23 protein-coding genes are annotated in these 22807 nt (G+C 67.1%); 7 read left to right on the forward strand and 16 right to left on the reverse strand.

Translation table 11 applies throughout. The features are described from left to right. Positions 1-43: 43 nt before the first annotated feature. The 5 genes from AC3WG5_RS12790 to cyaY form a co-directional block, all read right to left on the reverse strand. Positions 44-949, reverse strand: coding sequence for a glutamate/aspartate ABC transporter substrate-binding protein (locus tag AC3WG5_RS12790; RefSeq protein WP_482583779.1), 906 nt, complete (start codon positions 947-949; stop codon positions 44-46). Positions 950-1044: 95 nt separating this feature from the next. Further along, positions 1045-1779 (reverse strand): amino acid ABC transporter ATP-binding protein, encoded by a 735-nt coding sequence (locus AC3WG5_RS12795; protein WP_492568955.1) that lies wholly within the window; start codon positions 1777-1779, stop codon positions 1045-1047. A gap of 142 nt (positions 1780-1921) precedes the next feature. Then, the gene (gene rsmA, locus AC3WG5_RS12800) at positions 1922-2698 is read right to left on the reverse strand and encodes a 16S rRNA (adenine(1518)-N(6)/adenine(1519)-N(6))-dimethyltransferase RsmA (RefSeq protein ID WP_008955381.1); all 777 of its coding nucleotides are present in this window, start codon (positions 2696-2698) and stop codon (positions 1922-1924) included. Between the two features lie 308 nt (positions 2699-3006). Continuing rightward, a complete protein-coding gene (locus AC3WG5_RS12805) occupies positions 3007-3423 on the reverse strand; it encodes a YqaA family protein (RefSeq protein WP_482583776.1) in 417 nt (138 codons plus the stop codon). After that, positions 3420-3737 carry an iron donor protein CyaY gene (cyaY, locus tag AC3WG5_RS12810; protein WP_014088774.1) on the reverse strand — a complete coding sequence of 106 codons (318 nt, stop codon included), beginning with the start codon at positions 3735-3737 and terminating at the stop codon, positions 3420-3422. Before cyaY ends, AC3WG5_RS12805 begins: the two co-directional genes overlap by 4 nt. 181 nt (positions 3738-3918) lie before the next feature. Between cyaY and lptM the strand changes: the two genes are divergently transcribed. Both lptM and AC3WG5_RS12820 read left to right on the forward strand, forming a co-directional pair. Further along, a complete protein-coding gene (lptM, locus tag AC3WG5_RS12815) occupies positions 3919-4035 on the forward strand; it encodes an LPS translocon maturation chaperone LptM (RefSeq protein ID WP_367180154.1) in 117 nt (38 codons plus the stop codon). A gap of 121 nt (positions 4036-4156) precedes the next feature. Continuing rightward, entirely contained in the window at positions 4157-5254 is a 1098-nt protein-coding gene (locus AC3WG5_RS12820; protein ID WP_492568956.1) for an aminotransferase class I/II-fold pyridoxal phosphate-dependent enzyme, read from the forward strand. A gap of 190 nt (positions 5255-5444) precedes the next feature. On the opposite strand, the gene AC3WG5_RS12825 is transcribed toward AC3WG5_RS12820, so the two are convergent. The 9 genes from AC3WG5_RS12825 to AC3WG5_RS12865 all read right to left on the reverse strand — a co-directional run bounded on the left by AC3WG5_RS12825 (position 5445) and on the right by AC3WG5_RS12865 (position 16282). After that, the gene (locus AC3WG5_RS12825; protein WP_492568957.1) at positions 5445-5777 is read right to left on the reverse strand and encodes a cupin domain-containing protein; all 333 of its coding nucleotides are present in this window, start codon (positions 5775-5777) and stop codon (positions 5445-5447) included. 124 nt (positions 5778-5901) lie between these two features. Further along, positions 5902-7449: a GGDEF domain-containing protein gene (locus AC3WG5_RS12830; protein WP_492568958.1), complete on the reverse strand. Its 1548-nt coding sequence runs from the start codon at positions 7447-7449 to the stop codon at positions 5902-5904. A gap of 232 nt (positions 7450-7681) precedes the next feature. Then, positions 7682-11794: an SNF2-related protein gene (locus tag AC3WG5_RS12835; protein ID WP_492568959.1), complete on the reverse strand. Its 4113-nt coding sequence runs from the start codon at positions 11792-11794 to the stop codon at positions 7682-7684. 345 nt (positions 11795-12139) lie between these two features. Beyond that, positions 12140-13417: a glutamate-1-semialdehyde 2,1-aminomutase gene (gene hemL, locus AC3WG5_RS12840; RefSeq protein ID WP_492568960.1), complete on the reverse strand. Its 1278-nt coding sequence runs from the start codon at positions 13415-13417 to the stop codon at positions 12140-12142. A 100-nt stretch (positions 13418-13517) separates the two neighbouring features. After that, entirely contained in the window at positions 13518-13988 is a 471-nt protein-coding gene (locus tag AC3WG5_RS12845; RefSeq protein WP_492568961.1) for a CYTH domain-containing protein, read from the reverse strand. Between the two features lie 309 nt (positions 13989-14297). Continuing rightward, positions 14298-14714, reverse strand: coding sequence for a CopD family protein (locus tag AC3WG5_RS12850; RefSeq protein WP_492568962.1), 417 nt, complete (start codon positions 14712-14714; stop codon positions 14298-14300). Positions 14715-14902: 188 nt separating this feature from the next. Beyond that, on the reverse strand, positions 14903-15283 hold the full coding sequence (locus AC3WG5_RS12855) for an MmcQ/YjbR family DNA-binding protein (protein WP_492568963.1): 381 nt from the start codon (positions 15281-15283) through the stop codon (positions 14903-14905). 4 nt (positions 15284-15287) lie between these two features. Further along, entirely contained in the window at positions 15288-16097 is an 810-nt protein-coding gene (locus tag AC3WG5_RS12860; RefSeq protein ID WP_492568964.1) for a M48 family metallopeptidase, read from the reverse strand. 32 nt (positions 16098-16129) lie between these two features. Beyond that, entirely contained in the window at positions 16130-16282 is a 153-nt protein-coding gene (locus tag AC3WG5_RS12865) for a rubredoxin (protein WP_014088782.1), read from the reverse strand. Positions 16283-16358: 76 nt separating this feature from the next. On the opposite strand from AC3WG5_RS12865, the gene thiD reads away from it, so the two are divergent. Continuing rightward, a complete protein-coding gene (thiD, locus tag AC3WG5_RS12870; protein WP_492568965.1) occupies positions 16359-17234 on the forward strand; it encodes a bifunctional hydroxymethylpyrimidine kinase/phosphomethylpyrimidine kinase in 876 nt (291 codons plus the stop codon). Beyond that, positions 17221-17838 (forward strand): thiamine phosphate synthase, encoded by a 618-nt coding sequence (thiE, locus tag AC3WG5_RS12875; protein ID WP_492568966.1) that lies wholly within the window; start codon positions 17221-17223, stop codon positions 17836-17838. Before thiD ends, thiE begins: the two co-directional genes overlap by 14 nt. Before the next feature lie 253 nt (positions 17839-18091). Here the strand turns inward: thiE and waaA are convergent, their stop codons facing one another. Together waaA and waaC are read right to left on the reverse strand one after the other, a co-directional pair. After that, on the reverse strand, positions 18092-19354 hold the full coding sequence (gene waaA, locus AC3WG5_RS12880; RefSeq protein WP_492568967.1) for a lipid IV(A) 3-deoxy-D-manno-octulosonic acid transferase: 1263 nt from the start codon (positions 19352-19354) through the stop codon (positions 18092-18094). After that, on the reverse strand, positions 19351-20313 hold the full coding sequence (gene waaC, locus AC3WG5_RS12885; protein ID WP_050773246.1) for a lipopolysaccharide heptosyltransferase I: 963 nt from the start codon (positions 20311-20313) through the stop codon (positions 19351-19353). The genes waaA and waaC overlap by 4 nt, the downstream gene beginning before the upstream one ends. Positions 20314-20385: 72 nt before the next feature. Between waaC and AC3WG5_RS12890 the strand changes: the two genes are divergently transcribed. From AC3WG5_RS12890 to AC3WG5_RS12900, 3 genes are all read left to right on the forward strand, one after another. Further along, on the forward strand, positions 20386-20721 hold the full coding sequence (locus tag AC3WG5_RS12890) for a hypothetical protein (RefSeq protein ID WP_492568968.1): 336 nt from the start codon (positions 20386-20388) through the stop codon (positions 20719-20721). An 88-nt stretch (positions 20722-20809) separates the two neighbouring features. Beyond that, entirely contained in the window at positions 20810-21568 is a 759-nt protein-coding gene (locus AC3WG5_RS12895; RefSeq protein WP_482583760.1) for a glycosyltransferase family 2 protein, read from the forward strand. Then, positions 21565-22542 carry an NAD-dependent epimerase gene (locus AC3WG5_RS12900; RefSeq protein ID WP_294867001.1) on the forward strand — a complete coding sequence of 326 codons (978 nt, stop codon included), beginning with the start codon at positions 21565-21567 and terminating at the stop codon, positions 22540-22542. Before AC3WG5_RS12895 ends, AC3WG5_RS12900 begins: the two co-directional genes overlap by 4 nt. The last annotated feature ends 265 nt before the right edge of the window (positions 22543-22807 follow it).

Below are 22807 nucleotides of genomic sequence, written 5' to 3' on the forward strand. Positions count from 1 at the left end.
CGCCGGGAACAGGGTCACGACAGGCTCGAGTCGCCCATCAGGATTACATCTGCTCGGCAGACTTGTCGGTCGGGTTCTTAATCAGAGCCTTGAGTTCGGCCGACATCGGGAAATTCAGGTTGAGGTTTTTCGGCGGAACCGGGCTGGTGAACCACTTGGCGTAGATCTTGTTGATCTCGCCGGACTTGTAGGTGGCCTTGATGGCGTCGTCGACGACTTTCTTGAAGGCCGGGTCGCCCTTGCGCATCATGCAGCCGTAGATTTCGAACGACTGCGGCTTGCCGGTCACCACCCACTCGGCCGGGTTCCTAGCTTTCACCATTTCGCCGTACAGCAGCACGTCGTCCATCATGAAGGCGACGGCACGGCCGGATTCGGCCATCAGGAACGATTCGCCGTGGTCCTTGGCCGAGATGATGTTCATGCCCATCTGCTTCTCGGCGTTCATGGCCTTGATCAGGCGCTCGGAGGTGGTGCCGGCGGTGGTCACCACGTTCTTGCCCTTCAGATCGGCGAAGTCCTTCACGCCGGAGGTCTTCTTGGTCAGGAGACGGGTGCCGATCTCGAAGATGCCGACCGAGAAGTCGACCTGCTTCTGACGCTCCAGGTTGTTGGTGGTGGAACCGCATTCGATGTCGACGGTGCCGTTCTGGACCAGCGGAATGCGCGTCTGCGAGGTCACCAGGTTGTACTGGACCTTCAGGCCCGGCATCTTCAGGTCTTTCTTGACGGCTTCGACCACCTTGTTGGCGATGTCCATCGAGTAGCCGATAGGCTGCTGGTTGTTGTCGAGGTAGGAGAAGGGAATGGAGGCATCACGGTGACCGATGACGATGGTCCCGGAGTCCTTGATCTTTTTCAGGGTGCCGGTCAGCTCGGCGGACATGGCCGGAGCAGCGAGCAGGGCGCCAACGGTGGCGGTGCAGATGAGTCGAGTGGTAAAGCGCATGCAAGTTTCTCCTGTTCTATTGATCTCGGCGCCCCCGTTATTCGGGGGTCGCTGTGCTGACAGCGTGCCCCGCCCCCGTTGCCTGCTTCGCCGGCTTATTGCATCGGCGTCAGCAACTGGCGCAGGAACTGCTTGGCCCGATCGTGCTGGGGGTTCATGAAAAACTCCTCAGGCTGGGCTTCTTCGATGATCTGGCCATGATCGACAAACACCACCCGGTCGGCCACTTCGCGAGCGAAGCCCATTTCATGGGTCACCACCATCATGGTCATGCCCGATTCCGCCAGGTCTTTCATCACGCGCAGCACTTCACCGATCATTTCCGGATCCAGCGCCGACGTGGGCTCGTCGAACAGCATTACCTGAGGCTGCATGGCCAGGCCGCGGGCGATAGCCACACGCTGCTGCTGCCCACCGGAAAGCTGCGCCGGGAAGGCGTCTTTCTTGTGGGCCAGTCCCACGCGTTCTAGCAATTGCAATGCCAGCTTCTCGGCGGCCGCCCGTTCCATATTCTTAACCATTAGAGGTGACAATGTGATGTTGTCAAGTACAGACAGGTGCGGGTAGAGGTTGAAGTGCTGGAACACGAAGCCCACTTCGGCGCGCAGGGCGTTGAGATCGGTCTTGGGGTCGACCACGTTCTTGCCGTCCACCCAGATCTCGCCGGAGTTGATCGATTCGAGCTGGTTGACGGTGCGAATCAGCGTGGACTTGCCCGAGCCGGACGGGCCGCACACCACCACCACCTCGCCGGCCGCGACGTTCAGGCTGACGTCGTTGAGGACATGCAGGTCCTTGAACCACTTGTGCACGTTCATGAATCGGATCATCGTTACCGCTCTTTCTGTTTACTGATTTTCATTTATGTTTCAAGGCGTTGCCTTTGCCTGCCGGCAGCAGGCCGGCGTGCCGCGCCACGATTTTCGGGGCAGGCCGCGGCCGGCGCAAGCTGCAACGCAGCAAGGGCCGGGGTCAGCGCCGGCTGCTCAGCAGGTTGGCCATGGCCACGTACTGCTCCACCGTCAGGTTCTCCGGGCGCAACCCCGAGTCGATGCCGAGCGCGGCGAAGTCCGCCTCGTCCAGTACGCCCTTGAGGTTGTTGCGCAGCGTCTTGCGGCGCTGCGAGAAGGCCAGGGTGACCAGGGCCTCGAGCTCGGCTTCGTCGGTCGCCACACCGCAGCGGCCGGGCGCCGGGATCATGCGCACCACGGCCGATTCCACCTTGGGCGGCGGCCAGAAGGCGCCCGGCGGCACATGCAGAATCTGTTCCATTTCAAAGCGATACTGCAGCATCACCGTGAGCCGGCCGTAATCGGCGGTGGACGGTTCGGCCACCATGCGCTCGATGACTTCCTTCTGCAACATGAAGTGCATGTCGACCACGCGGTCGCCGTAGCTCGCCAGGTGGAACAGCAGCGGCGTGGAGATGTTGTAGGGCAGGTTGCCGATCAGCTTGAAACGCGTGCCGATGCTGGAAAAATCGAAGGCCAGCGCGTCGCCTTCGTGGATGGTGAGGCGCTCGGGCGGGAACTCGCTTTTCAGCCGGCTGATGATGTCGCGGTCGATCTCGACCACGTGCAGGTGCGGCAGACGCGCCAAGAGCGGGCGGGTCAGCGCGCCAAGGCCCGGGCCAATCTCGACCACGATGTCGCCGGGCTGCGGGTTGACCGCGTGCACGATGCTTGCGATCACGCTGGCGTCCTGCAGGAAGTTCTGGCCGAAGCGTTTACGGGGTATGTGTTTTGTCATGGGCTTTCGTCATGAAGCGCTCATCCGATCCATGACGGATGGCGAAAAAAAGAGTGGCCGGTGTAGCTTTTTTTGTCTCACTGGCGTGGCAAAACGACATGAAAATCAATCGACATCAAAATACCCATAGAAAAATTTTCTATCGCCACGCCGATTTTGCCACCCTGACCGTGCCCGGCCGGACCGTCCCGGCGCCGGGGCGGGGTGGGCAACGCGGCATTCCGTTCGGAAAACCGAACAACATTGCCGTCGCCGGAACGGATTTCCGAACCAAACGACGTCAGCAGTCAGCAGTCAGCAGTCAGCAGTCAGCGTGTCAGCACCTGCAGCGTCAGCGCGATGGCGGCGTAGCGCAGCCCCTTGCCGGCGGTCAGCCACAACACGCTCGGCAGCAGCGGCAGGCGCAGCCAGCCCGCCGCCAGCGGCAGCGCGTCGCCGATCAGCGGCACCCAGGCCAAGAGCAGGGTGGCCGGGCCGAAGCGCTCGAACCAGCGCGCGATCCTGGGCGACAGCTCCTTCCTCGGCGCGAGCCGCCCCAGCCACAGGCTGCTGACGCTGCCGGCGCTGTTGGCCAGCGTCGCCAACAGCAGGGCCGGCCACAACCAGTCGGGCCACTTGTAGAGGAAGGCGGTGAGCGCGAGCTCGGAATTGCCGGGCAGCAGCGTGGCGGAGAGGAAGGCCGAGGCGGCCAGCCCGGCCAGCGCCAGCGCCGCCGTGTCCATCATTCGGCGAGCTCGAAGTCCTGGCCGGAGGCTTCGCGTATGGCCTGCGATAGGGTGGCGAAGAATTCGGCGCCGTCGCGCGCGGCAAGCCACTGACCGTCGCTCAGGGCGAAGTGGTAGCCCCCGCTCTTGGCAGCGATCCACAGTTCGTGGTTGCTGCTGTGGCGGTTGACCACGATCTTGGCGCCGCTGTCGAACTCGATTTCCAGCACGTTGCCGTTGGTGAGGAAGTCGGCGTCGAGGCCGGCGTCGTCGATGGCGTTCTCGATGCGGGCGAAGATGCCGTCGGTCAGGATGAGGAATTCGCTGTCGGTCATGTCGTCTTGTCCAGTTGGGTCGGCGCGCCGCCGTATGCCGGTTTCGCCAGGCGGACGGGCCAGGACAGCCCGGATGGGCTGCGCGGGGAGGACCGCCGGAAGAAACGGGCGCTATGTATCGGCACGGCGCGCTTTGCTAGTATCGTAATTTTGCCACATCGGACCCGCCTCCATGCGAACCATGATCTCCCTCGTGGCCTTGTGCCTTATCGTCACGGCCTGCGGCTACAAGGGCCCGCTCTATCTACCCAAAGACGCGCCGGCGAAACACCGGCACCACGATGCCTCGGCGCCATGACCCCGGCCCGCTGCCATGCCCCGCCTGCCGGGGCATTTTTCATCGGGCCCGCCGCTGCGGTGGCGGACCCTGCCGCCGCCATGGCCTAGAATGATCCGCACTGCGTTTGTGGAGTGACCCCATGACCCGTTTTGCCCGCCATCTCGCGCATCACCCCATCGTCAATCCGTTTCCCGGCATCGTGAAGCTGGAAGCGGCGCTCGGCCACCCGATCCGGGCGCGCATCGGCTCCAACGAGAGCATGCCGCAGCCGGCGTCGCCGCTGCTGCAGTTGCTCGGCGCCGCCGGGGCCGAGCTGGCACGGCTCTACCCTGACCCCTACGCCCACGCGCTGCGCGCGCGCGCCGCGGCGCTCAACGGCGTGACGGCAGACGAGGTGCTGTTCGACACCGGCGCCGACAGCCTGATCCTGCTGACGCTGCGCCTGTTCTGCAACGTCGGCGATACCGTGGTGAGCACGGCGGGGACGTACCCGACCTTGCGCTACTTCGCCGAGGGCGTCGGCGCGCAGGTGGTCGAGGTCGACTACGCCCGCGGCGACAACCTGCTGGCGCCCGATCTGGCGGCGCTGGCCGAGGCCGCCCAGCGGCACCGGGCGGCGCTGGTCTACCTCGCCAACCCGGACAACCCGAGCGGCCACTACCACCGCGCCGACGCCATCGCGCGGCTGCGCGCGGCGCTGCCGGCCGACTGCGTGCTGCTGCTGGACGAGGCCTACCTCGACTTCTGCGTGGACGAGGACGACGCGCCCCCGGCCGGGGTGCTGCCGAACACGGTGCGGCTGCGCACGCTGTCCAAGGCCTACGCGCTGGCCGGGCTGCGCGTGGGTTACGCCATCGCCGCCGCCGAGATCGTCGCCAAGGCCGACCAGATCCGCCCGCAGTACGCGCTGTCGGCGCTCGCCCAGGCGGCGGCGCAGGCGGTGCTGGACGAGCCGGACTACGCGCGCCGGCTGATCGCCGACACGCTGGCGCTGCGGGCCAGGTTGGCCGAAGCGCTGCGCGAGCGCGGCCTGAGCGTGCTGCCCAGCCGCACCAACTTCGTCGCCATCGCCTACCCGGACGCCGCCGTGGCGGAGCGCATCCAGCGCGCGCTGCTGGCCGACGGCGTGGCGGTGCATCGTCCGCCGCATGCGGCGATGAAGCATCTGCTGCGCGTCACCGCCCATCCGCAGGCGCTCGACGCGGCGGTGCTGGACGCGCTGGCAGGCTCCGCCTAGCGATTACCAGACGCCTTCGCAACCACGACGCGAAGGTCCGTGAGCAGGGCCGCCGACCGTTCTGGGAGCACGGCAAGCGCTCGCTGAGCGGGTCCCTGCGTGCCAATCCATCGCTGAGCCAAGCGAAAGACCGGCACGCAGGGATTTGCCCAGAGCTAGCGGCGCAACGCCGCCGACGACGTCATCGCGGCTAAGGCAAATGGGAATAATGCACCGCCAGCCAGACCGTGGGCTGCTCGGGGTCGGTCCAGTCGACGCGGTGGCGGCGGTGCGGGGCGATGTCGAGCCAATCGCCCGGGCGCAGGTCGCGCGGCACGCCTTCGTCCTCGAACAGCAGCTTGGCCTCGCCGGCGAGCAGCAGCACCCATTCGCCATCGGGCTGATCGAACCAGTAGCCGGGCGGGCTGGCCTGGCCGAACGAGACGATGCGTTCGATCTTGACGCCGGGCTGGCGCAGCAGGGTGTGGAACACTTCCTCGGCGCCGGCGGCGGGGAGGTCGTTGAGCAGGTTGTGGATCGGCATCGGCGTGCTCCCGTGAGCGGCCCGGACGGCCCAGGGGCGGGCCGTCCCCTGACTGGATCATAGCCAAGCCGCCAGCGCTTGCCGGCACGGCCGCGCTCGAGGTTGGCCGAAGCCCGCAGCGGCGTCACACAGCGGCCAGCACCACGCGGTTGCGGCCCTGCTGCTTGGCCTGGTAGAGCGCGTCGTCGGCTTCCCGCAGCAGCGCCTCCGGGGTTTCGTCGGCGATGCCGGCGGCCACGCCGATCGACACCGTCAAGGCCGGCAGGCCGGGCACGCGGTACGCTTCGACGCGGGAGCACAGGCGTTCGGCCACGCGTTCCGCGCCGAGGGCGTCGGCCCCCGGCAGCAGCATGACGAATTCCTCGCCGCCCATGCGGCACACCACGTCGCCCTCTCGCGCGCTGTCGCGCATCAGCTGCGCCAGCGCGGTGAGCGCCTGGTCGCCGGTATCGTGGCCGTAGCTGTCGTTGACCGACTTGAAGAAGTCGATGTCGATCATCAGCACCGCGAACGGCTGGCGGCTGTATTTCCAGTCGTCCAGCACGCTGTCCAGTTCGCGCCGGTTGCCAAGGCCGGTGAGGGCATCGGTATTCGATTCCTGGCGGAAGCGGTTGAGCTGCTGCTGCATGGCGCGCATCCCCACCAGCAGCGCCTGTTTCAGCTGCTGCGCCTCGAAGTACCACGAGTGCACCGCCTCGATGCGCGGCGTGGCGCCGTGGCTGTCCATGGCGGCGGCCTCGCGCGCCAGTTGCCGCAGCGGCCGCGCGATCTGCAGCGACAGCCACCAGACCACCACGATGATGATCAGCAGCAGCGGCGCGGCGTACTTGGCCATGGTCAGCATGAGCTGGTCGAGCTCGGCCAGCGCCTGCGCCCTGGGGCGCTGCGACACCACGCCCCAGTGCCCGCTCGGCACGTAGGCGTAGCCGGCGAGCATCGCCACACCCTGGGTGTTGGTCACCGGCCGGGCACCGCTCTGGCCGCGCATCACGGCCGCCACCACCGGGTTGCCCGAGGCGTCCTGCATGATGCGGGCGGGGTCATGGTGGAAGATCAGCCGTCCCTTGCCGTCCACCACATAGAGGTAGGAGCCGTCGCGGTAGTAGTGCTCGCCCAGCAGGCCATGCAGGATGTTCTTCTCGCGCAGCCGGATCGAGCCGCCGACGTAGCCGCGGTAGCGGCGGGCACGGTCGAACAGCGGTTGCGAGATCATCACCACCAGTTGCCCGGTGACGGCACGGTAGGGTTCGGAGATCAGCGGGCTCTGCCTGGCCAGAGCCTCGTGCGCGCCGCGACTCTCCGGGCGCCGCCCGACGAGCTGGGGCAGGAACGTGGCGGCGCGCACCACGCCGCGTTCGTCGAACACCACCAGGGTGTTGAAGCTGTCGGAGGAGCGCTGCTGCAGGTCGAGCTCGCGTTGCAGCGCGGCGGCGTCGTCCATGTGCTCGACCAGCCGCTCGGCGTTGACGCGCAGGTTCTGCTGGGTGGCGCGCAGAAAGACCTCGGTGTTGTAGGCCACCTTGGCGGCGTAGACCCGGTGTGCTTCGAGCGTGTTGCGGATCAGGATGTCGCGCTGCACCTGATAACCGGAGTAAAAGCCGTTGATCACGGCGAGCAACACCGCGGTCAGGGCCAACAGCAGGATCAGGCGGCGCAGGTCGAAACGGAGCATGACGGTTTCCCAGCGCGAGAACAGGGGGTGAACGTGCCGACGCCGCCTAGTCGCGGTGTCGGGCTGCGAGGCTAGCCATCGCCGTGTCGGGGCATGCTACTGATGCTGAAAGAATAGGAAAAGCCGGCGCGGTTTGGCAGCAAAAAACCGCGCGGCAAGGAGGCCCGGCACCCTGGCCGATGCCAGGCGCCTCCCGCGGAGGGGCCGCCTGGCCCCCTCCGGCGAAGCCCGCTCAGCCACCCTTGAGCAGTTGCAGCAGCGCGTCGGCGTCGAGCTTGGCGCTCAGTTCGCCGCCTTCCAGCAGGCTGTCGGCCAGGTCGCGCTTGGCGGCGTGCAGCGCCACGATCTGTTCCTCGATGGTGTGCTCGGCCACCAGCCGGTAGACGGTGACCGGGCGCTGCTGGCCCATGCGGTGGGCGCGGTCCGAGGCCTGGTCTTCCACCGCCGGGTTCCACCACGGGTCGAGGTGGATGACGTAGTCGGCGGCGGTGAGGTTGAGGCCGGTGCCGCCGGCCTTGAGGCTGATCAGGAACAGGTCGCCCTGGCCGGCCTGGAAGGCGTCGACGCGCGCCTTGCGTTCCCGCGCCGGGGTGGAGCCGTCGAGGTACTGGTAGGCGATGCCGCGCTCGTCGAGCCAGGCGCGCACGATGGCGAGGTGATCGACGAACTGGCTGAACACCAGCGCCTTGTGACGGTTGTCGAGCAGCTCGTCGGCGATCTCGGCGAACGCCTTGAGCTTGCTGCCGGCGAGCTCGCTGTCCGGCAGCGCCAGGCGCGGGTGGCAGCAGAAGCGGCGCAGCCGGGTGATTTCGGCCAGCACCTTGAGCGGCTTGTTGTCCTCCTCGCCCAGCGCGTCGAGCTTGTCCACCGCCTGCTGGCGCAGCGCTTCGTAGAGATGCAGCTCGTCGCCGGACAGCGCCACCTTGAAGGTGATCTCGGTGCGCGGCGGCAGCTCGTCCAGCACCTGGCTCTTGGTGCGGCGCAGGATGAAGGGCTGGATCAGCGCCTTGAGCGCCTTGCGCGCGTTCTTGTCGCCGCGCTCGACCGGGACGGCGAAGCGCTGGTTGAAGCGTTCCTGGCTGCCCAACAGGCCGGGGTTGAGGAAACGGAACAGGCTCCACAGCTCGCCCAGGTGGTTTTCCACCGGCGTGCCGCTGGCGGCGAGCTTGAAACCGGCCTGCAGGCCAAGCACCGCCTGGGCGCGCTTGGTGCCGGCGTTCTTGATCGCCTGCGCCTCATCCAGCACCACGCTGGTCCACGGCACCGCGGCGAAGGCGTCGGCGTCCTGCTGCAGCAGGCCGTAGCTCACCACCACCAGGTCGAACGGCGCCAGCGTGTCGAGCGCGCGCTGCTGCTGGTAGGAACGCACCTTCAGGGTCGGCGCGAAGCGCGCGGCTTCGGCCAACCAGTTGAGCGCCACCGAGGTCGGCGCCACCACCAGTTGCGGCCCGGCCGGGGCGCGTTCCAGCAGCAGCGCCAGGGTCTGCACCGTCTTGCCGAGCCCCATGTCGTCGGCGAGACAGGCGCCCACGCCCCAGCGCGCCAGCCGCGCCAGCCAGGCGTAGCCTTCCAGCTGGTAGTCGCGCAGCTCGGCCTGCAGCGTGGAAGGCGGCGTGGGCTGGTAGTCGCCGAGGCTGGCCAGCGCGGCGAGCTGCTCGCGCCAGGCGGCGTCGGCCTCGAACTGGCCGGCTTCCCGTTCCAGCTCGGCCAGCAGCGGCGCGGTCAGCGCGGAGAGGCGGATGGCGCCGTCCTTGCCGACGTGGTCGGCCACCAGCGCCAGCTCGTCGAGGCGGCGGCGCATGGCGTCGGTGAGAGCCAGCCAGTCCTGCTCGCCCAGCTTGAGGAAGCGCCCGGGATTGGCCTGCAACAGTTCCAGCAGCTGGCGCAGCTGCAGCACGCGGCCGTCGTCGAGTTCGAGATCGCCGGACAGCACGAACCAGTCGCCCTGCTTTTGCAGACCGAACTTCATCTGCGCCAGGCCGCGCCGCGCCTTGATGCGCATGCGCTCGCCCTCGGGCCAGACGCATTCCAGCGTGGCCGGGTCGACCGCCTGCAGTTCGGACAGCACTTCCAGCGCCGCCTGCGGCTCGGCGAGCTGCCATTCCTGGCCGTCGCCGTCGGCCTGGGCGAGCGCCGGGCAGGCGTCCAGCACCGCCTGCAGCGCCTGCTTTTCCGCTTTCAGCTGACGCCGCGTCTGCAACGCCTTGCCGTCCACCTCGCCCACCAGGTTTTCCAGCCCCTGGCCGGGCTTGCACCAGGCGCCGCCCGGCAGCGGGCGCATCAGCAGCTGCAGGCGCAGGCCCTGCTCGAGCGGCAGGAGGTGGGCGTAGAGGCGGGCGTCGGCCGGCACGGTGTCGATATGCGCCGCCAGCTCGGGCAGGTCGGAGTGGATCGGCACCAAGGGCGCGATGCTGGTGATGGCCTCCATCAGCTGCGCCTTGGCCGCCAGCGGCACGGTCAGTTCCTTGCCGACGATGGCGGCGATCTGGCGGATTTCCTTGCTCACCGGGTAGACCACCAGCCGCGTCGGCGTGTCCTTTTCCCACACCACCTCGCTGTCGGCGCCGACCCGCGCCGGCGTCAGCTTGAGCTGGATGTGGGCGCCGCTTTCCTTGAGCTGCAGCGCCACCTGGCCGGCGGCGACGTCGATGCGCACGTCGGGGGCGTCGGCCCAGAACAGCGCCGGATGACCGACCAGCGCCGGCAGCGCCTTTTCGCCGTCGAGCTCGTAGCTGGAGCCGCCGTAGTAGCCGTCGTAACTGCGCTGGATGTGGCGCATGACGTTGCGGTCCTGCTCCAGCAGGTAGTCGGCGCTGTCGGCCTCGTCCAGCAGGCGCTTGAGCGCCACCGCGCGGCCCTTGCTCCACTGCCCCTTGGCGCCGAGCTTCTGCTCGCGCGGTTCGAGCAGCACGCCGTGGCGGCCGGCGCTGACGAACCAGGCGAGCCGGGTCGGATTCGGCGCCGCCTGGCGCGCCTCGGCGGCCTTGCCGGGGGCCAGCGAGGAGAGCGCGGTGAGCGCGTGCTGCCAGGCCTCGCGGCGCTGGTAGAGTTCGAGCAGCGGACGCACACCGTGCCGGCTGTGCCAGTCCGGCGTGCTGCGGGGCTCGCCGAATTGCCGTTCCAGCAGCGCCTCCAGTTCTTCGACCACGCGCTGGTAGCCTTCCTGCTGCATGCGCTCGCGGAAGGCGTGCAGCGTGACTTGCCACGCCGTTGAGGTGGCCTGGCGGGCGTCGAGCCAGTAGAGCGCCAGCGCCAGCATCAGGCCGTCCAGCCCGGCCAGGTGGATCTGCTCGGGCAGGCCGAGGTAGGCCGGCACCGCCACGCCTTCCTGCAGCGCCACCAGGTGCTGCAGCAGGCCGTAGCTCTGGCCGAAGTTGTGCTTGATGCCGTGCTGGATCGCCTGCTTCAGCTCGGCCTGGCGCGCCGGATCGGCGGCACCGAGCAGGGCCAGGCAGTAGAGCGCGTGCAGTTCGGCCGGCAGGTCGAGCTTGCGTTGCCGGGTCTCGGCCTTGCGCTCGTCGCGCCAGGCGTCGAGATGCGCCAGCGCCGCGCCGTAGCTGCCCTGCAGCAGCAGCGCGCTGAGGGCGCCGCCGAGGCTGTTGCCGAGGCGGCCGAACAACGCCACGCGCTCGCCATCGCCGCGCCACAGCGCCTGGCGCAGCAGCCATTCGGCCAATTCGTCCCACTCGCTGTAACCGCTGTCCCAGCGCGACAGCGCGTAGTCGTAGCCGTGACGGAAGCCGTCGAAGCGCCAGCAGGCCTCCGGCAGGTAGTCGAGCAGCAGCGTCACCTGCACGTCGTCGGCCAGGCCGTCGAACAAGGCGCGCCCGGCAGCGTCGGCGAACAGCCGCTTGGCCGGCGCCGGCGGCGTCTGCCCGCTGCGTTGCTGCAGCTCGTGCAACTGCGCGAGCCAGCGCTGCGCCGGCCTGGCCTGGCCTGCGAGCACGGCGAGCCACAGCTGCAGCTGGCACTGCGCCGGGTCCGCGGCGCCCCAGTTCGCCTGGCGGCTGCCGAGGTGCTCCGGCAGCAGCTTGCTCCAGCGCGCCAGTTCGCGCCGGTCCTGCAGCAAGGGCAGCAAGGCGGCGTTGCGCGCCGCCGGCACCAGGCGGTAGGGCAGGCCGGGGGTGCGCACGATCCACTGCCGGTTCTCCAGCTCGGCCAACAGGGTGCCGAGGCGCACGCTGTCGAGCTCCTTGCCGTGGGCGTCGCGTACTTCGGCGCGGTGCAGCAGCGTCAGCAGGTTGGCCTTGGTCTCGCCGCCGGGCAGCAGCGCCAGCACGGCCAGCAGCGCCTGGTGGGCAGGGGTGAGCGCGGGCTCGATGTGGTGGGAAAACGAGTCGGTCATGGTCGGTGGGGCAGAACGGCGAAACGACAGGGTTGGCCGAAGACCCGGTGCGGGGGCGACGGCCAAGCTGTTCTAAAAGGAAGGTATTCCCAAAAGCATTAGGACCGAGAAAACGCAGCCTGGCAAGGCGAGCGTCTGCGAGGCTAAGGCGAAAGCCAGTAAGCGGGGACGCAGACCGTGCACAGAGGACGGCAAGCGCTCGCCGAGCGAATCTCCGCGGGCCAATCTATCACTGCGCAAATCAAGGATTTGAAGGATTTGCACGCAGTAATTGGCCAGCGAGAGATTCGCACACAGCACGCGCAACGCCGCTGACAACGTTACCGGTTCTAAGGCGAAGTGGAACTACAGCCGCGCCAGGGCGCGGCGCGCGGCGGCGATGGTGTCGTCGATCAGCGCGTCGCTATGGGCGATCGACACGAAGCCGGCCTCGTAGGCGGACGGCGCCAGATAGATGCCTTCGTCCAGCATGGCGTGGAAGAAGGCCTTGAAGCGGGTGATATCGCAACGGGTAGCCTCGGCGTAGCTGGTCGGCACGGTGTCGCTGAAGTAGAAGCCGAACATGCCGCCGACGCTGTCGGTGCTCATCGCCACGCCGGCGTCGCGCGCGGCGTCGGCGAGACCCGCCGCCAGCTTGGCGCTGCGCGCGGAGAGCGTGTCGTGGAAGCCCGGCTGCTGGATCAGCTTGAGCGTGGTCAGCCCGGCCGCCACCGCCAGCGGGTTGCCGGACAGCGTGCCGGCCTGGTAGACGTTACCCAGCGGCGCGATCTTGGCCATGACGTCGGCGCGGCCGCCGAACGCCGCCAGCGGCATGCCGCCGCCCACCACCTTGCCCAGCGTGGTGAGGTCCGGGGTGATGCCGTGCAGGCCCTGGGCGCAGTTCAGCGCCACGCGGAAGCCGGTCATCACCTCGTCGTAGATCAGCAGCGCGCCGTGCTGTTCGGTGAGCGCGCGCAAGGCCTGCACGAACTCGGCGGACGGCTTGATCAGGTTCATGTTGCCGGCGATCGGCTCCAGGATCACGCAGGCGATCTGGTCGCCGACTTCCTTGAAGGTCTCGGCGAGCTGCGCCACGTCGTTGTACTGCAGCACCAGGGTGTGCTTGGTGCAGTCGGCCGGCACGCCGCCGGAGGACGGATTGCCGAAGGTCAGCAGGCCGGAGCCGGCCTTCACCAGCAGGCTGTCGGAATGGCCGTGGTAGCAGCCCTCGAACTTGACGATCAGGTCGCGCCCGGTGAAGCCGCGCGCCAGGCGGATCGCGCTCATGGTGGCCTCGGTGCCGGAGCTCACCAGGCGCAGCTGCTCGACGGACGGCAAGAGCTTGCAGATTTCCTCGGCAATCTCGACTTCGCCCTCGGTCGGCGCGCCGAACGACAGGCCGCCGACGGCGGCGTCCTGCACCGCCTTGACCACTTCCGGATGGGCGTGGCCGAGGATGGCCGGGCCCCAGGAGCCGACGTAGTCGAGGTACTGCTTGTCGTCGGCGTCCCAGAAATAGGCGCCTTCGGCGCGCTTGACGAAACGCGGCGTGCCGCCGACCTGGCCAAAGGCACGCACCGGCGAGTTGACGCCGCCTGGGATCACTTGCTTGCCACGTTCAAACAGTTCGAGATTGCGGGACATGATGGTTTCCTGATGAAAACTGACTATTCAGAAGTTGGCCGAAACACCAGAGTCTAGAGCAGCGGGCGGGCGAACCCAAGCCGCGCGAGGAAATAGACGCTCACGCCTTCGGCCAACGGGTGTACGGGTTCTTCGACAGGTGCGCGTTGGTGTAGCGCCCGTCGTGGGTGACTTCCTCGCCCAGCCACGCCGGCTTGGCGAACCGCGTGTCTTCCGCCGGCAGCTCGATCTCGGCCATCACCAGGCCGGCGTTTTCGCCGAAGAATTCGTCGACTTCCCAGACAAAGCCGCCGTGTTCGATGCGGTAGCGCAGCTTGTCGACCACCATCGGGCACATGCTGTCGAGGATGGTCTGGGCGTCGGCGAGCGGGATGGCGTATTCGAACTCGTGGCGCGACACGTCGGTGACGTGGCCCTTCAGCGTGAGCCAGGCCTGTTCGCCCACCACGCGCACGCGCACCGTGCGTTCCTTCTCCACCGACAGGTAGCCCTGACGGTAGCGCACGCCCTCGGCCAGTCCGCGCCAGCCGTCGTTGGCGACGCGAAAGCGCCGCTCGATTTCCATTGCCATATCGTTTCCTAGATCAATAAATACACAGGGCGCCGCATGCTGGCAGGCCTCGTCCCTGTTCGGCGTGGTCCGGTTCGCAGCGATGGGTTGCGCTACGCTCCACCCATCCTACCCCTACGCTCTATCGAGGGGCCGGAGTCTATCCCAGTAGGCGAGCGAGCCAAGGCAGGTTGAGTGCCGCCAGCGCACAGGAACCGGAATGGACACGGAGTCCATGAGGATTCCTGATCGCTGAGCCAATCAAAGATTGGCACGCAGTACTGCCGGCGCTCAAGATGCGAAGGCGCAGCCGCCTAATGGGATGGACTCTCAGAAGGGCTTGACCACCACCAGTATCACCACCGCCAGCAACACCAGCACCGGCAGTTCGTTGAACACCCGGAACCAGGTGTGGCTGCGCGTGTTGCGGCGCGCCGCGAAGGCCTGGCAGAAGCGGCCGCAGACGCCGTGGTAGAGCACCAGCACGGCCACAAGTGCCAGCTTGGCGTGCAGCCAGCCGCCGCTGACGCCGTAGCCGAACATCAGCCACAGGCCCAGCGCCAGCGCCAGCACTCCGAGCGGGGTCATGAAGCGGTACAGCTTGTGCATCATCAGCAGCAGCCGGTCGTACTCGGCCGGGTGCTCCGCCATCGCCAGGTTGACGAAGATGCGCGGCAGGTAGAACAAGCCGGCGAACCACGCCACCACGAAGAAGATGTGGAACGCCTTGAGGTAGAGGTAGGTCATTTACAGTCCGTTATTCCCATTCCATTTCATTCGTATCACTTTGTCGGCATCGCGGCGCGGACTGCGTGCGAATCTATCGCTGGGCCAATCACTGCGTGCAAATCTTTAGATTTGCTCAGCGATGGATTGGCACGCAGTGATTCGCTCAGCGAGCACTCGCCGTACTCAATGTACTGTCTCGTCGCTGCTCACTCGCCTTCGCGTTCTGCTTCTGAACTGGAAAGGGAATAAAAGGCGCGGCGCGCGCGCGGCAGCTTTTGCACCACCAGTTTCCACGACGTGGCCAGCCCTGCCTTGAGGTCGGTCATGGTCAGGGCGGAACAGTCGCTCACCGCGATCCAGCGCGCCCGCGCCAGGTAGGGGGCGGGGCGCACGCCGGGCAGGCCGCTCAGGGCGAGAAAATCGTCCGGTGCCACCTTGTACGCCACCACCTCGCGGTGAAAGGTGGCGAACATCCTGCCGTCCACGCATGCCACCCGCACGTCGCCCCATTTGACGTCGAGCGTGGCGCCGGGCAGGGCCAGGGCGCAGTGCTCCAGTTCGGCGAGGTCCGGTTTCACGTGAAACATCGGCTCAGCGCCGACGCGCGGCTTCGTACAGCGGCATCACGCGCGGGATGCGCGCCGACAGCTCCTGCAGGCGGCTGCTGTCCGACGGGTGGGTGGAGAGGAATTCCGGGCCGTTGCCGTTGCCCGTGGCCATCATCTTGCGCCACACGCTGAGCGCGGCGTTGGGGTTGTAGCCGGCGCGCGCCATCAGCTCCAGACCGATGACGTCGGCCTCGCTCTCCATGGTGCGGCTCTTGGGCTTGGTCAGCGCCAGATCGCCAGCCAGCGAGGCGAGATCCATCGCGCCCTGTCCCAGACCGGCCAGCGCGCCGACCACCGACAGCCCCATCTGCTGGGCGTAGGCCTGGCTCATCTGCTCACGCGAATGCTCGCGCAGCGCGTGCGCCATCTCGTGGCCAATCACCGCCGCCAGTTCGTCGTCGCTCAGCGCCAGCTTGGTGATCAGGCCGGAATAGACCATGACCTTGCCGCCCGCCATGGCGTAGGCGTTGAGTTCGGGCGAATCGGCGACGTTGACCTCCCAACGCCAGTTGCGCGCGTCGGGGCGGAACACCGGGGTCTGCGCGATCAGGCGGTTGGCGACATTGCGCACGCGCGCGGTCAGCGCGGCGTTGTTGTTGAGCTTGCCGGTGCCGCGCACCTTGCTCACTTCCTGCGCGTACGACTTGGCGGAGGCCTGCTCCACCTCCTGCGACGACAGCAGCATGGTCTGCTTGCGCTGGATGCCCACCGCCCCGGACTGGGTGGTGGAGACCTCGGCGCAGCCGGTCACGGCGACCAGCGTCGCCGCCATGAACGACAGTTTCCACGACATCTCGATTTTCCTTCGCATTGACGCGGCCGGGTTCAGAACTCGACCATTTCGAAATCTTCCTTGCGGGCGTCGCAGTCCGGGCAGGTCCAGTTCACCGGCACGTCTTCCCAGCGGGTGCCCGGCGCGATGCCGTCTTCGGGGCGGCCCGCCTCTTCCTCGTAAATGAAACCACAAATAAGACACATCCAGCTGCGCATCGCCTTTGGCCCCAGCTCAGTTAAAATACCGATTCTAAATCCTGACCGACAAAGAGGCTAAGCTTTGAGCACTCCATCCCCTCTGCCCGCCGTATTGACGCTGGCCGGCTCCGACCCGTCCGGGGGCGCCGGCATCCAGGCCGACATTCTGACGCTGGCGAGCCTCGGTTGCCACCCCCTGTCGGTCATCACCGCCATCACCGTGCAGGACACCGCCGGGGTCAGCGACTTCCTGGTCATGGAGGCCGACTGGGTCAACGACCAGGCGCGCTGCCTGCTGGAGGACATTCCGGTGGCGGCGTTCAAGATCGGCATGATCGGCAGTATCGAAAACGTCGCGGTAATCGCCCAGCTGATGGCCGACTACCCGGACATCCCGCTGGTGTACGACCCGGTGCTGGCCAGCGACGGCGGCGACGACCTCGCCGACGACGACCTGATCGCCGCGCTGCGCGACATGCTGCTGCCGCAGGTCAGCGTACTCACCCCCAACAGCATCGAGGCGCGCCGGCTCGCCGCCAACGACCCGGACGAGGAAGACAGCCTGACGCTCGACGACTGCGCCAAGCGCCTGCTGGCGCTGGGCTGCGAGCACGTGCTGATCACCGGCACCCACGAGAACACGCGCGAGGTGATCAACTCCCACTACAGCAAGGACCTCAAGGTGCGCCAGCACCATTGGGAGCGACTGCCCGAGCGCTACCACGGCTCCGGCTGCACCCTGGCCTCGGCCATCGCCGGCATGCTGGCCGCCGGCGCACCGGTAGACGAGGCCATCACCGATGCCCAGGAGTACACCTACCAGACCCTGCTCAACGCCTTCCGCCCCGGCATGGGCCAGTACATCCCGGACCGGCTGTTCTGGGCGCGCGAAGTGGCGGAGGAAGAGGGCGACGAGGCGGAACAGGACGGCGAAGGAGACGACGTTGGCCACGCTTGAGGGACTGTACGCCATCACCCCGGACACCGACGACAGCGAGCGCCTGATCGAGCTGGTGAGCGACGTGCTGCCGCACGGCGTGCGCCTGCTGCAGTACCGCAACAAGAGCCAGGACCCGGTGCGGCGGCTGTGGCAGGCCAACCTGCTGGCGAGCCTGTGCCACAGCCACGACGTCACCTTCATCGTCAACGACGACGTCGAGCTGGCGCTGGCGGTCGGCGCCGACGGCGTGCACCTGGGCCGTGACGACGCCGCCATCGCCGCGGCGCGCGCCCGGCTGGGAGCGGACGCCATCATCGGTGCCTCCTGCTACGACGACATCAAACTGGCCGAGGCGGCGGTGGCGGCCGGCGCCAGCTACGTCGCCTTCGGCGCGGTGTTTCCGTCCGGCACCAAGCCGCACGCGGTGCGTGCGCCGCTCGAGCTGTTCGCCCAGGCCAAGCGGCTCGGCGTGCCGAGCGCGGCGATCGGCGGCATCACCCCGGACAATGCCGGAGAGGTGGTTCGTGCCGGCGCCGACATGCTGGCGGTGATCGGCGCACTGTTCGACGCCGCCGACCCGGCCCAAACCGCGGAACAGCTGGCGGCCGCGCTGCGGCGCTGAGCCGGATCGCCACCGCTGGTTTCACGTGAAACCAGAAGACCACAACGCCAAAAGGCGGGAGACTCTCTCCCGCCTTTTTTCATGTATCGACACCGGGATGGCCATGTCCCGACGCGAGCAACGACAGTCGTGCCGCTTCATTCCCAGAAACGATAAAAATTCAGTTTGAATGTCAGAAAGGAATAGCGGGGAAGAGGTCGTGCCACGGCAGCGGCAGCGCGACGCCGCAGCAAAACCCGAGGGGAAAGGGAACTCAGCGGCGCTCGAGGCCGTGCGCAATCAGCGCCACGATGCGCTCGCTGGCACCGCGATGGGCGGCGGTGAACCCCAGCGCCGCCTGGCGCATGCTCTGGCGACGGGCCGGGTCGGCCAGCAGAGCCAGCGCTTGCTGCACCAGCGCCGCGGCGTCGGCCACCTGCACAGCGGCACCGGACGCCAGCGCCTTGGCGCTGGCGTCGGCGAAGTTGAACATGGACGGCCCGAACAGCACCGGCACGCCGACGCTGGCCGGCTCGATCAGGTTCTGCCCGCCCAAGGGCAGCAGGCTGCCGCCGACGAAGGCGACATCGGCGGCGGCGTAATAGCCGAACAGCTCGCCCATGCTGTCGCCGATCCAGACCTGGGTATCGCCGCTCACCACAGCCTCGTCGCTGCGGCGCTGCACCGCGAAGCCCGCGGCTTCGGCCAACCCCGCCACGCTGGCGAAGCGTTCCGGATGGCGCGGCACGATCACCAGCAGGGCATCCGCCACGGCGCGGCCGGCGGCGCGCCAGGCGTCCAGGACCAGCGCTTCCTCGCCATCGCGCGTGCTGGCGCACACCAGCACCGGGCGCGGGCCGATGCGCCGGCGGAACGCCGCGCCCAGTTCCAGCGCCGCCTCGGGCGGGGTGAAGTCGTACTTGGTGTTGCCGCAGACGGCGACATCAACTGCGCCCAACTGCTGCAAACGACCGGCATCGTCGGCGGTCTGGGCGGCAATGGCGCGGAATTGGCCTAGCGCCGGCGCCATCAGCCGGGCCACCTTGCGGTAGCCCCTGAGCGATTTTTCCGACAGCCGGGCGTTGGCGAGGAACAACGGCACCCGCTGCGCGTGCGCGGCGTGGATCAGGTTGGGCCACAGCTCGGTTTCCATCAGCACACCGAAGCGCGGACGGTAGCTCTGCAGGAAGGCGCGCACGGCGCGCGGGTAGTCGTAGGGCAGGTAACGCACTTCGGCGTCGGGGTAGAGCACCTCGGCGGTGGCGCGGCCGGTCGGCGTCATCTGGGTGACGAGCAGCGGCGCGTCGGGCCAGCGCCGGCGCAAGGCCGCCACCAGCGGCAGCGCGGCGCGCGTCTCGCCCACCGACACCGCGTGCACCCAGATCGCCCCAGTGGCGGCGGGTACGACACGTTGGCCGAAGCGTTCGTCCCAGTGCTCGAGGTAGGCCGGCGCCTTCTTCGCGCGCTTTCTCAGGTAGCGGCGGATCAGCGGCGTGGCCAGCGTCCACAGCGCGCTATACAAGGTACGCCAGATCACGCCGCGCTCCGCACCCGCACCAGCGCCGCCAGCACCTCGTCCACCGTCGGGCACTGCCCGGCGTTGCCCAGGTTGAGCGCGCGCGGACCTTCCACCACGCCGGTCCGGGCCGGATCGGTATCGGTGTAGAGCGCTACCAGCGGCACGTTCACGGCGTTGGCCATGTGGGTCAGCCCGGTGTCGACCCCCACCACCGCCTCGGCGTGGCCGAGCAGGCCGGCCGCCTCCCTCAGCGACAGCTTGGGCGCCACCACCCCGGCGTGCATCTTGGCGGCCAGGCGTTCGGCGCGCTCCTTCTCCTTGGCCGAGCCCCACGGCAGCACCGCCACCATGCCGTCCTGGCGCGCCAGGGTGTCGGCCAGCTGCACCCAGCGCTCCTCCGGCCATTCCTTGGAAGCACGGCTGGTGGCGTGCAGCAGCACGGCGTAGTCGCCCGGCAGCAGCCAGGCCGGCCGGGGGCCGGCGTGGATGCCGAAATCCGGTGCGCCTTCCGGCTGGTAGCCGAAGGTCAGGCCGAACAGACGGCGGTTGCGCTCGATCGCGGAAAGCTGGCGGCTGACACGGTGCTTCTTGTCGTAGAACAGGCTGGCCAGCGGCTCGCGGATGCTCGACCAGCCATAGCCGGCGAGCGGCGCGCGCGCCAGCTTGGCGGGCAGCGCGCTCTTGACCAGTCCCTGGGCGTCCAGCACCAGATCCCAGTGACGCGCCCGCAGCTGTTCGCGAAACACGCGCATTTCGGCCCAGGTGGAAGGGGACAGCAGGGATTTGCGCCAGCGCCGCCAGGCGATCGGAATCACCGCGCGTACCCCGGGATGCAGCGCGGCGATGTCGGCGAAGTTTTCTTCGGCCAGCCAGGCCAGACGCAGGTTGGGGTAATGCGCGAGCAGGTCGGTCACGGCAGGCCAGGTGTGGATAAGGTCGCCCATCGACGAGGTGCGCACGATCAGCACATTCATCATGGCCGGCATTGTACGAGCGGCCCTGTGGTTAACCAAGTAAAATCCACCGGCACGAACTGTGGATAACAGGCTGTGGACAAGTTCTGGCGGATTTATCCACAATCTGTCCGTGTGTTGCCAGCTGAAACAATCCCATGCTCATCAACAGGGCAAGTAACTGAGTTAGCACGTCGTTTTTCAGCTTATCCACAAACTGAGGGCCCCTTCATCTGTTGTTTCATTTTATATAAGGGCGTCAATGAAAAGACCGATGGCGAGCAGAACACGCTGTCCACCACACGACACGCACAAGCTGCCGACAAGCTGTGGGTAAAGCGCTCAGGACAGACCGCTCACTATTTATCCACAACTGATGAAGGTGCTGACAAGGCAGTTGGCAACAGCCTTTCAAGCAAGGTAATGCACTGATTTATAAAATGGAAAAGCACTTGTCCACAGGGGAAGGGCGACTTCTACAGTTTCTTCGGTTTTTATATAAAAGGGCTAATAAGAAACCATGAGCTCAGCACTGAGCGTCGTATTGATCACCAAGAATGCGGCACAACAGATTGCGGCCTGCCTGGAAAGCTGCCGTTTTGCCGACGAGATCGTGGTGGTGGATTCCGGCAGCAGCGACGACACCATTGCCATTGCCAAAAGCTATAACGCCAAAGTTATCCACCAGGATTGGCTGGGATTCGGTCCGCAGAAGCAGTTCGCGGTGCAGCAGGCACGCCACGATTGGGTGCTGTGCCTCGATGCCGACGAATGGCTGTCACCCGGATTGGCCAGTGAAATCAAGGCCTTGCCGGACAATCCACAAGCGGCGGCCTACCGTTTTCCGCGCAGCAACAAATTCATGGGTCGTTTCCTGCGGCACGGCGAGGGCTACCCGGACCTCAGCCTGCGGCTGTTCGACCGGCGCCGGGCGCGCTGGTCGGACCACGCGGTGCACGAGTACGTCATCGCCGACGGGCCTGTGGAAAACCTCAAGGGCGATCTGATGCACGAGTCGGGCGAGGACATCGCGCTCTACCTGACCAAGCAGAACCGTTACACCGATCTGCAGGCAAAGGCGTTGTTCGCGCGCGGCAAGCGCGTGGGTTGGCCGAAGCTGGTGTTCAGCCCGCTGCTGCGCTTCTTCAAGTTCTACCTGCTGCGCCAGGGCTTTCGCGACGGCGTGCCGGGCCTGGTGCACATCAGCATCGGCTGCTTCAACAGCTACATCAAATACGCGAAGCTGATCGAGCTTCACCGTCTGGAGAACACGCAATGAAAGTATTGGTCACCGGCGCCGCCGGTTTCATCGGTCGCGCCGTGTGCGAAAAACTGCTGGACAAGGGCGGGGTCGACGTCGTGGCTGTGGATAACCTCAACGACTACTACGCCGTCGAGCTCAAGCACGCCCGGCTCGCCACGCTGCAGAGCCGGCCGGGTTTCGCCTTCCACCGGCTCGACATCGCCGATTGGCCGGCGCTGGAGGCGCTGTTCGCCGCCGAGCGCGTCGACTACGTGATCCACCTCGCCGCCCAGGCCGGGGTGCGCTACAGCATCCAGAACCCGCACGCCTACGCCCAGAGCAACCTCACCGGCTTCACCAACGTGCTGGAAGCCTGCCGCCGCCACCCGGTCAAGCACCTGGTGTACGCCAGCTCCAGCAGCGTCTACGGCCAGAACGCCAAGGTGCCGTTTTCGGAGGACGACCGCGTCGACGCCCCGGTCAGTTTCTACGCCGCCACCAAGAAGGCCAACGAGGTGATGGCGCACAGCTACGCCCACCTCTACGCGCTGCCCACCACCGGGCTCAGGTTCTTCACCGTGTACGGCCCGTGGGGCCGCCCGGACATGGCGCCGTGGCTGTTCACCGAGGCCATCCTCAAGGGCGAGACCATCAAGGTGTTCAACCACGGCAAGATGCAGCGCGATTTCACCTACATCGACGACATCGTCGAAGGCGTGCTGCGCGTGATGGAGCATGTGCCGCAGGGCGCCGACGGCCAGCCGCCGTACCGGCTGTTCAACATCGGCAACCACAACCCGGTCGAGCTGATGGAATTCATCCGCGCCACCGAAGCCGCCTGCGGGCGCGAGGCAGTGAAGGACTACTACCCGATGCAGGACGGCGACGTGCCGGTGACCTACGCCGACACCGCCAGGCTGCGCGCCGCGGTCGGCTTCTCGCCCGACACGCCGCTGGCCGACGGCATGCAGCATTTCGTCGCCTGGTACCGTGGCTACCACGGCGTGTGAACCAGACCGCCGTGGCGACGCCGTAGAGGCCCGCCACGGCATTTTTGTTCTGCCGAGCGGTTCCGGCGTCCAAAATCAGGAAAACCGCGCAGCGGCCGTTTACGGGCCAGAAAATGGCCCTGTTTTAAAGCTGTTCTTTTTGGATTTGTTAGCCATACTGCATGGTATGGACCGGGTGTTCATGCCGAATCGACCCCGTTGACCAGCTTCGCGATTGCTCCCTCGAACCCATTTGCGTGCGCGCCGCTTGCAGGGTTCCCCGCCC

The organism is Pseudogulbenkiania sp. FW507-F1 (genome assembly GCF_058781125.1).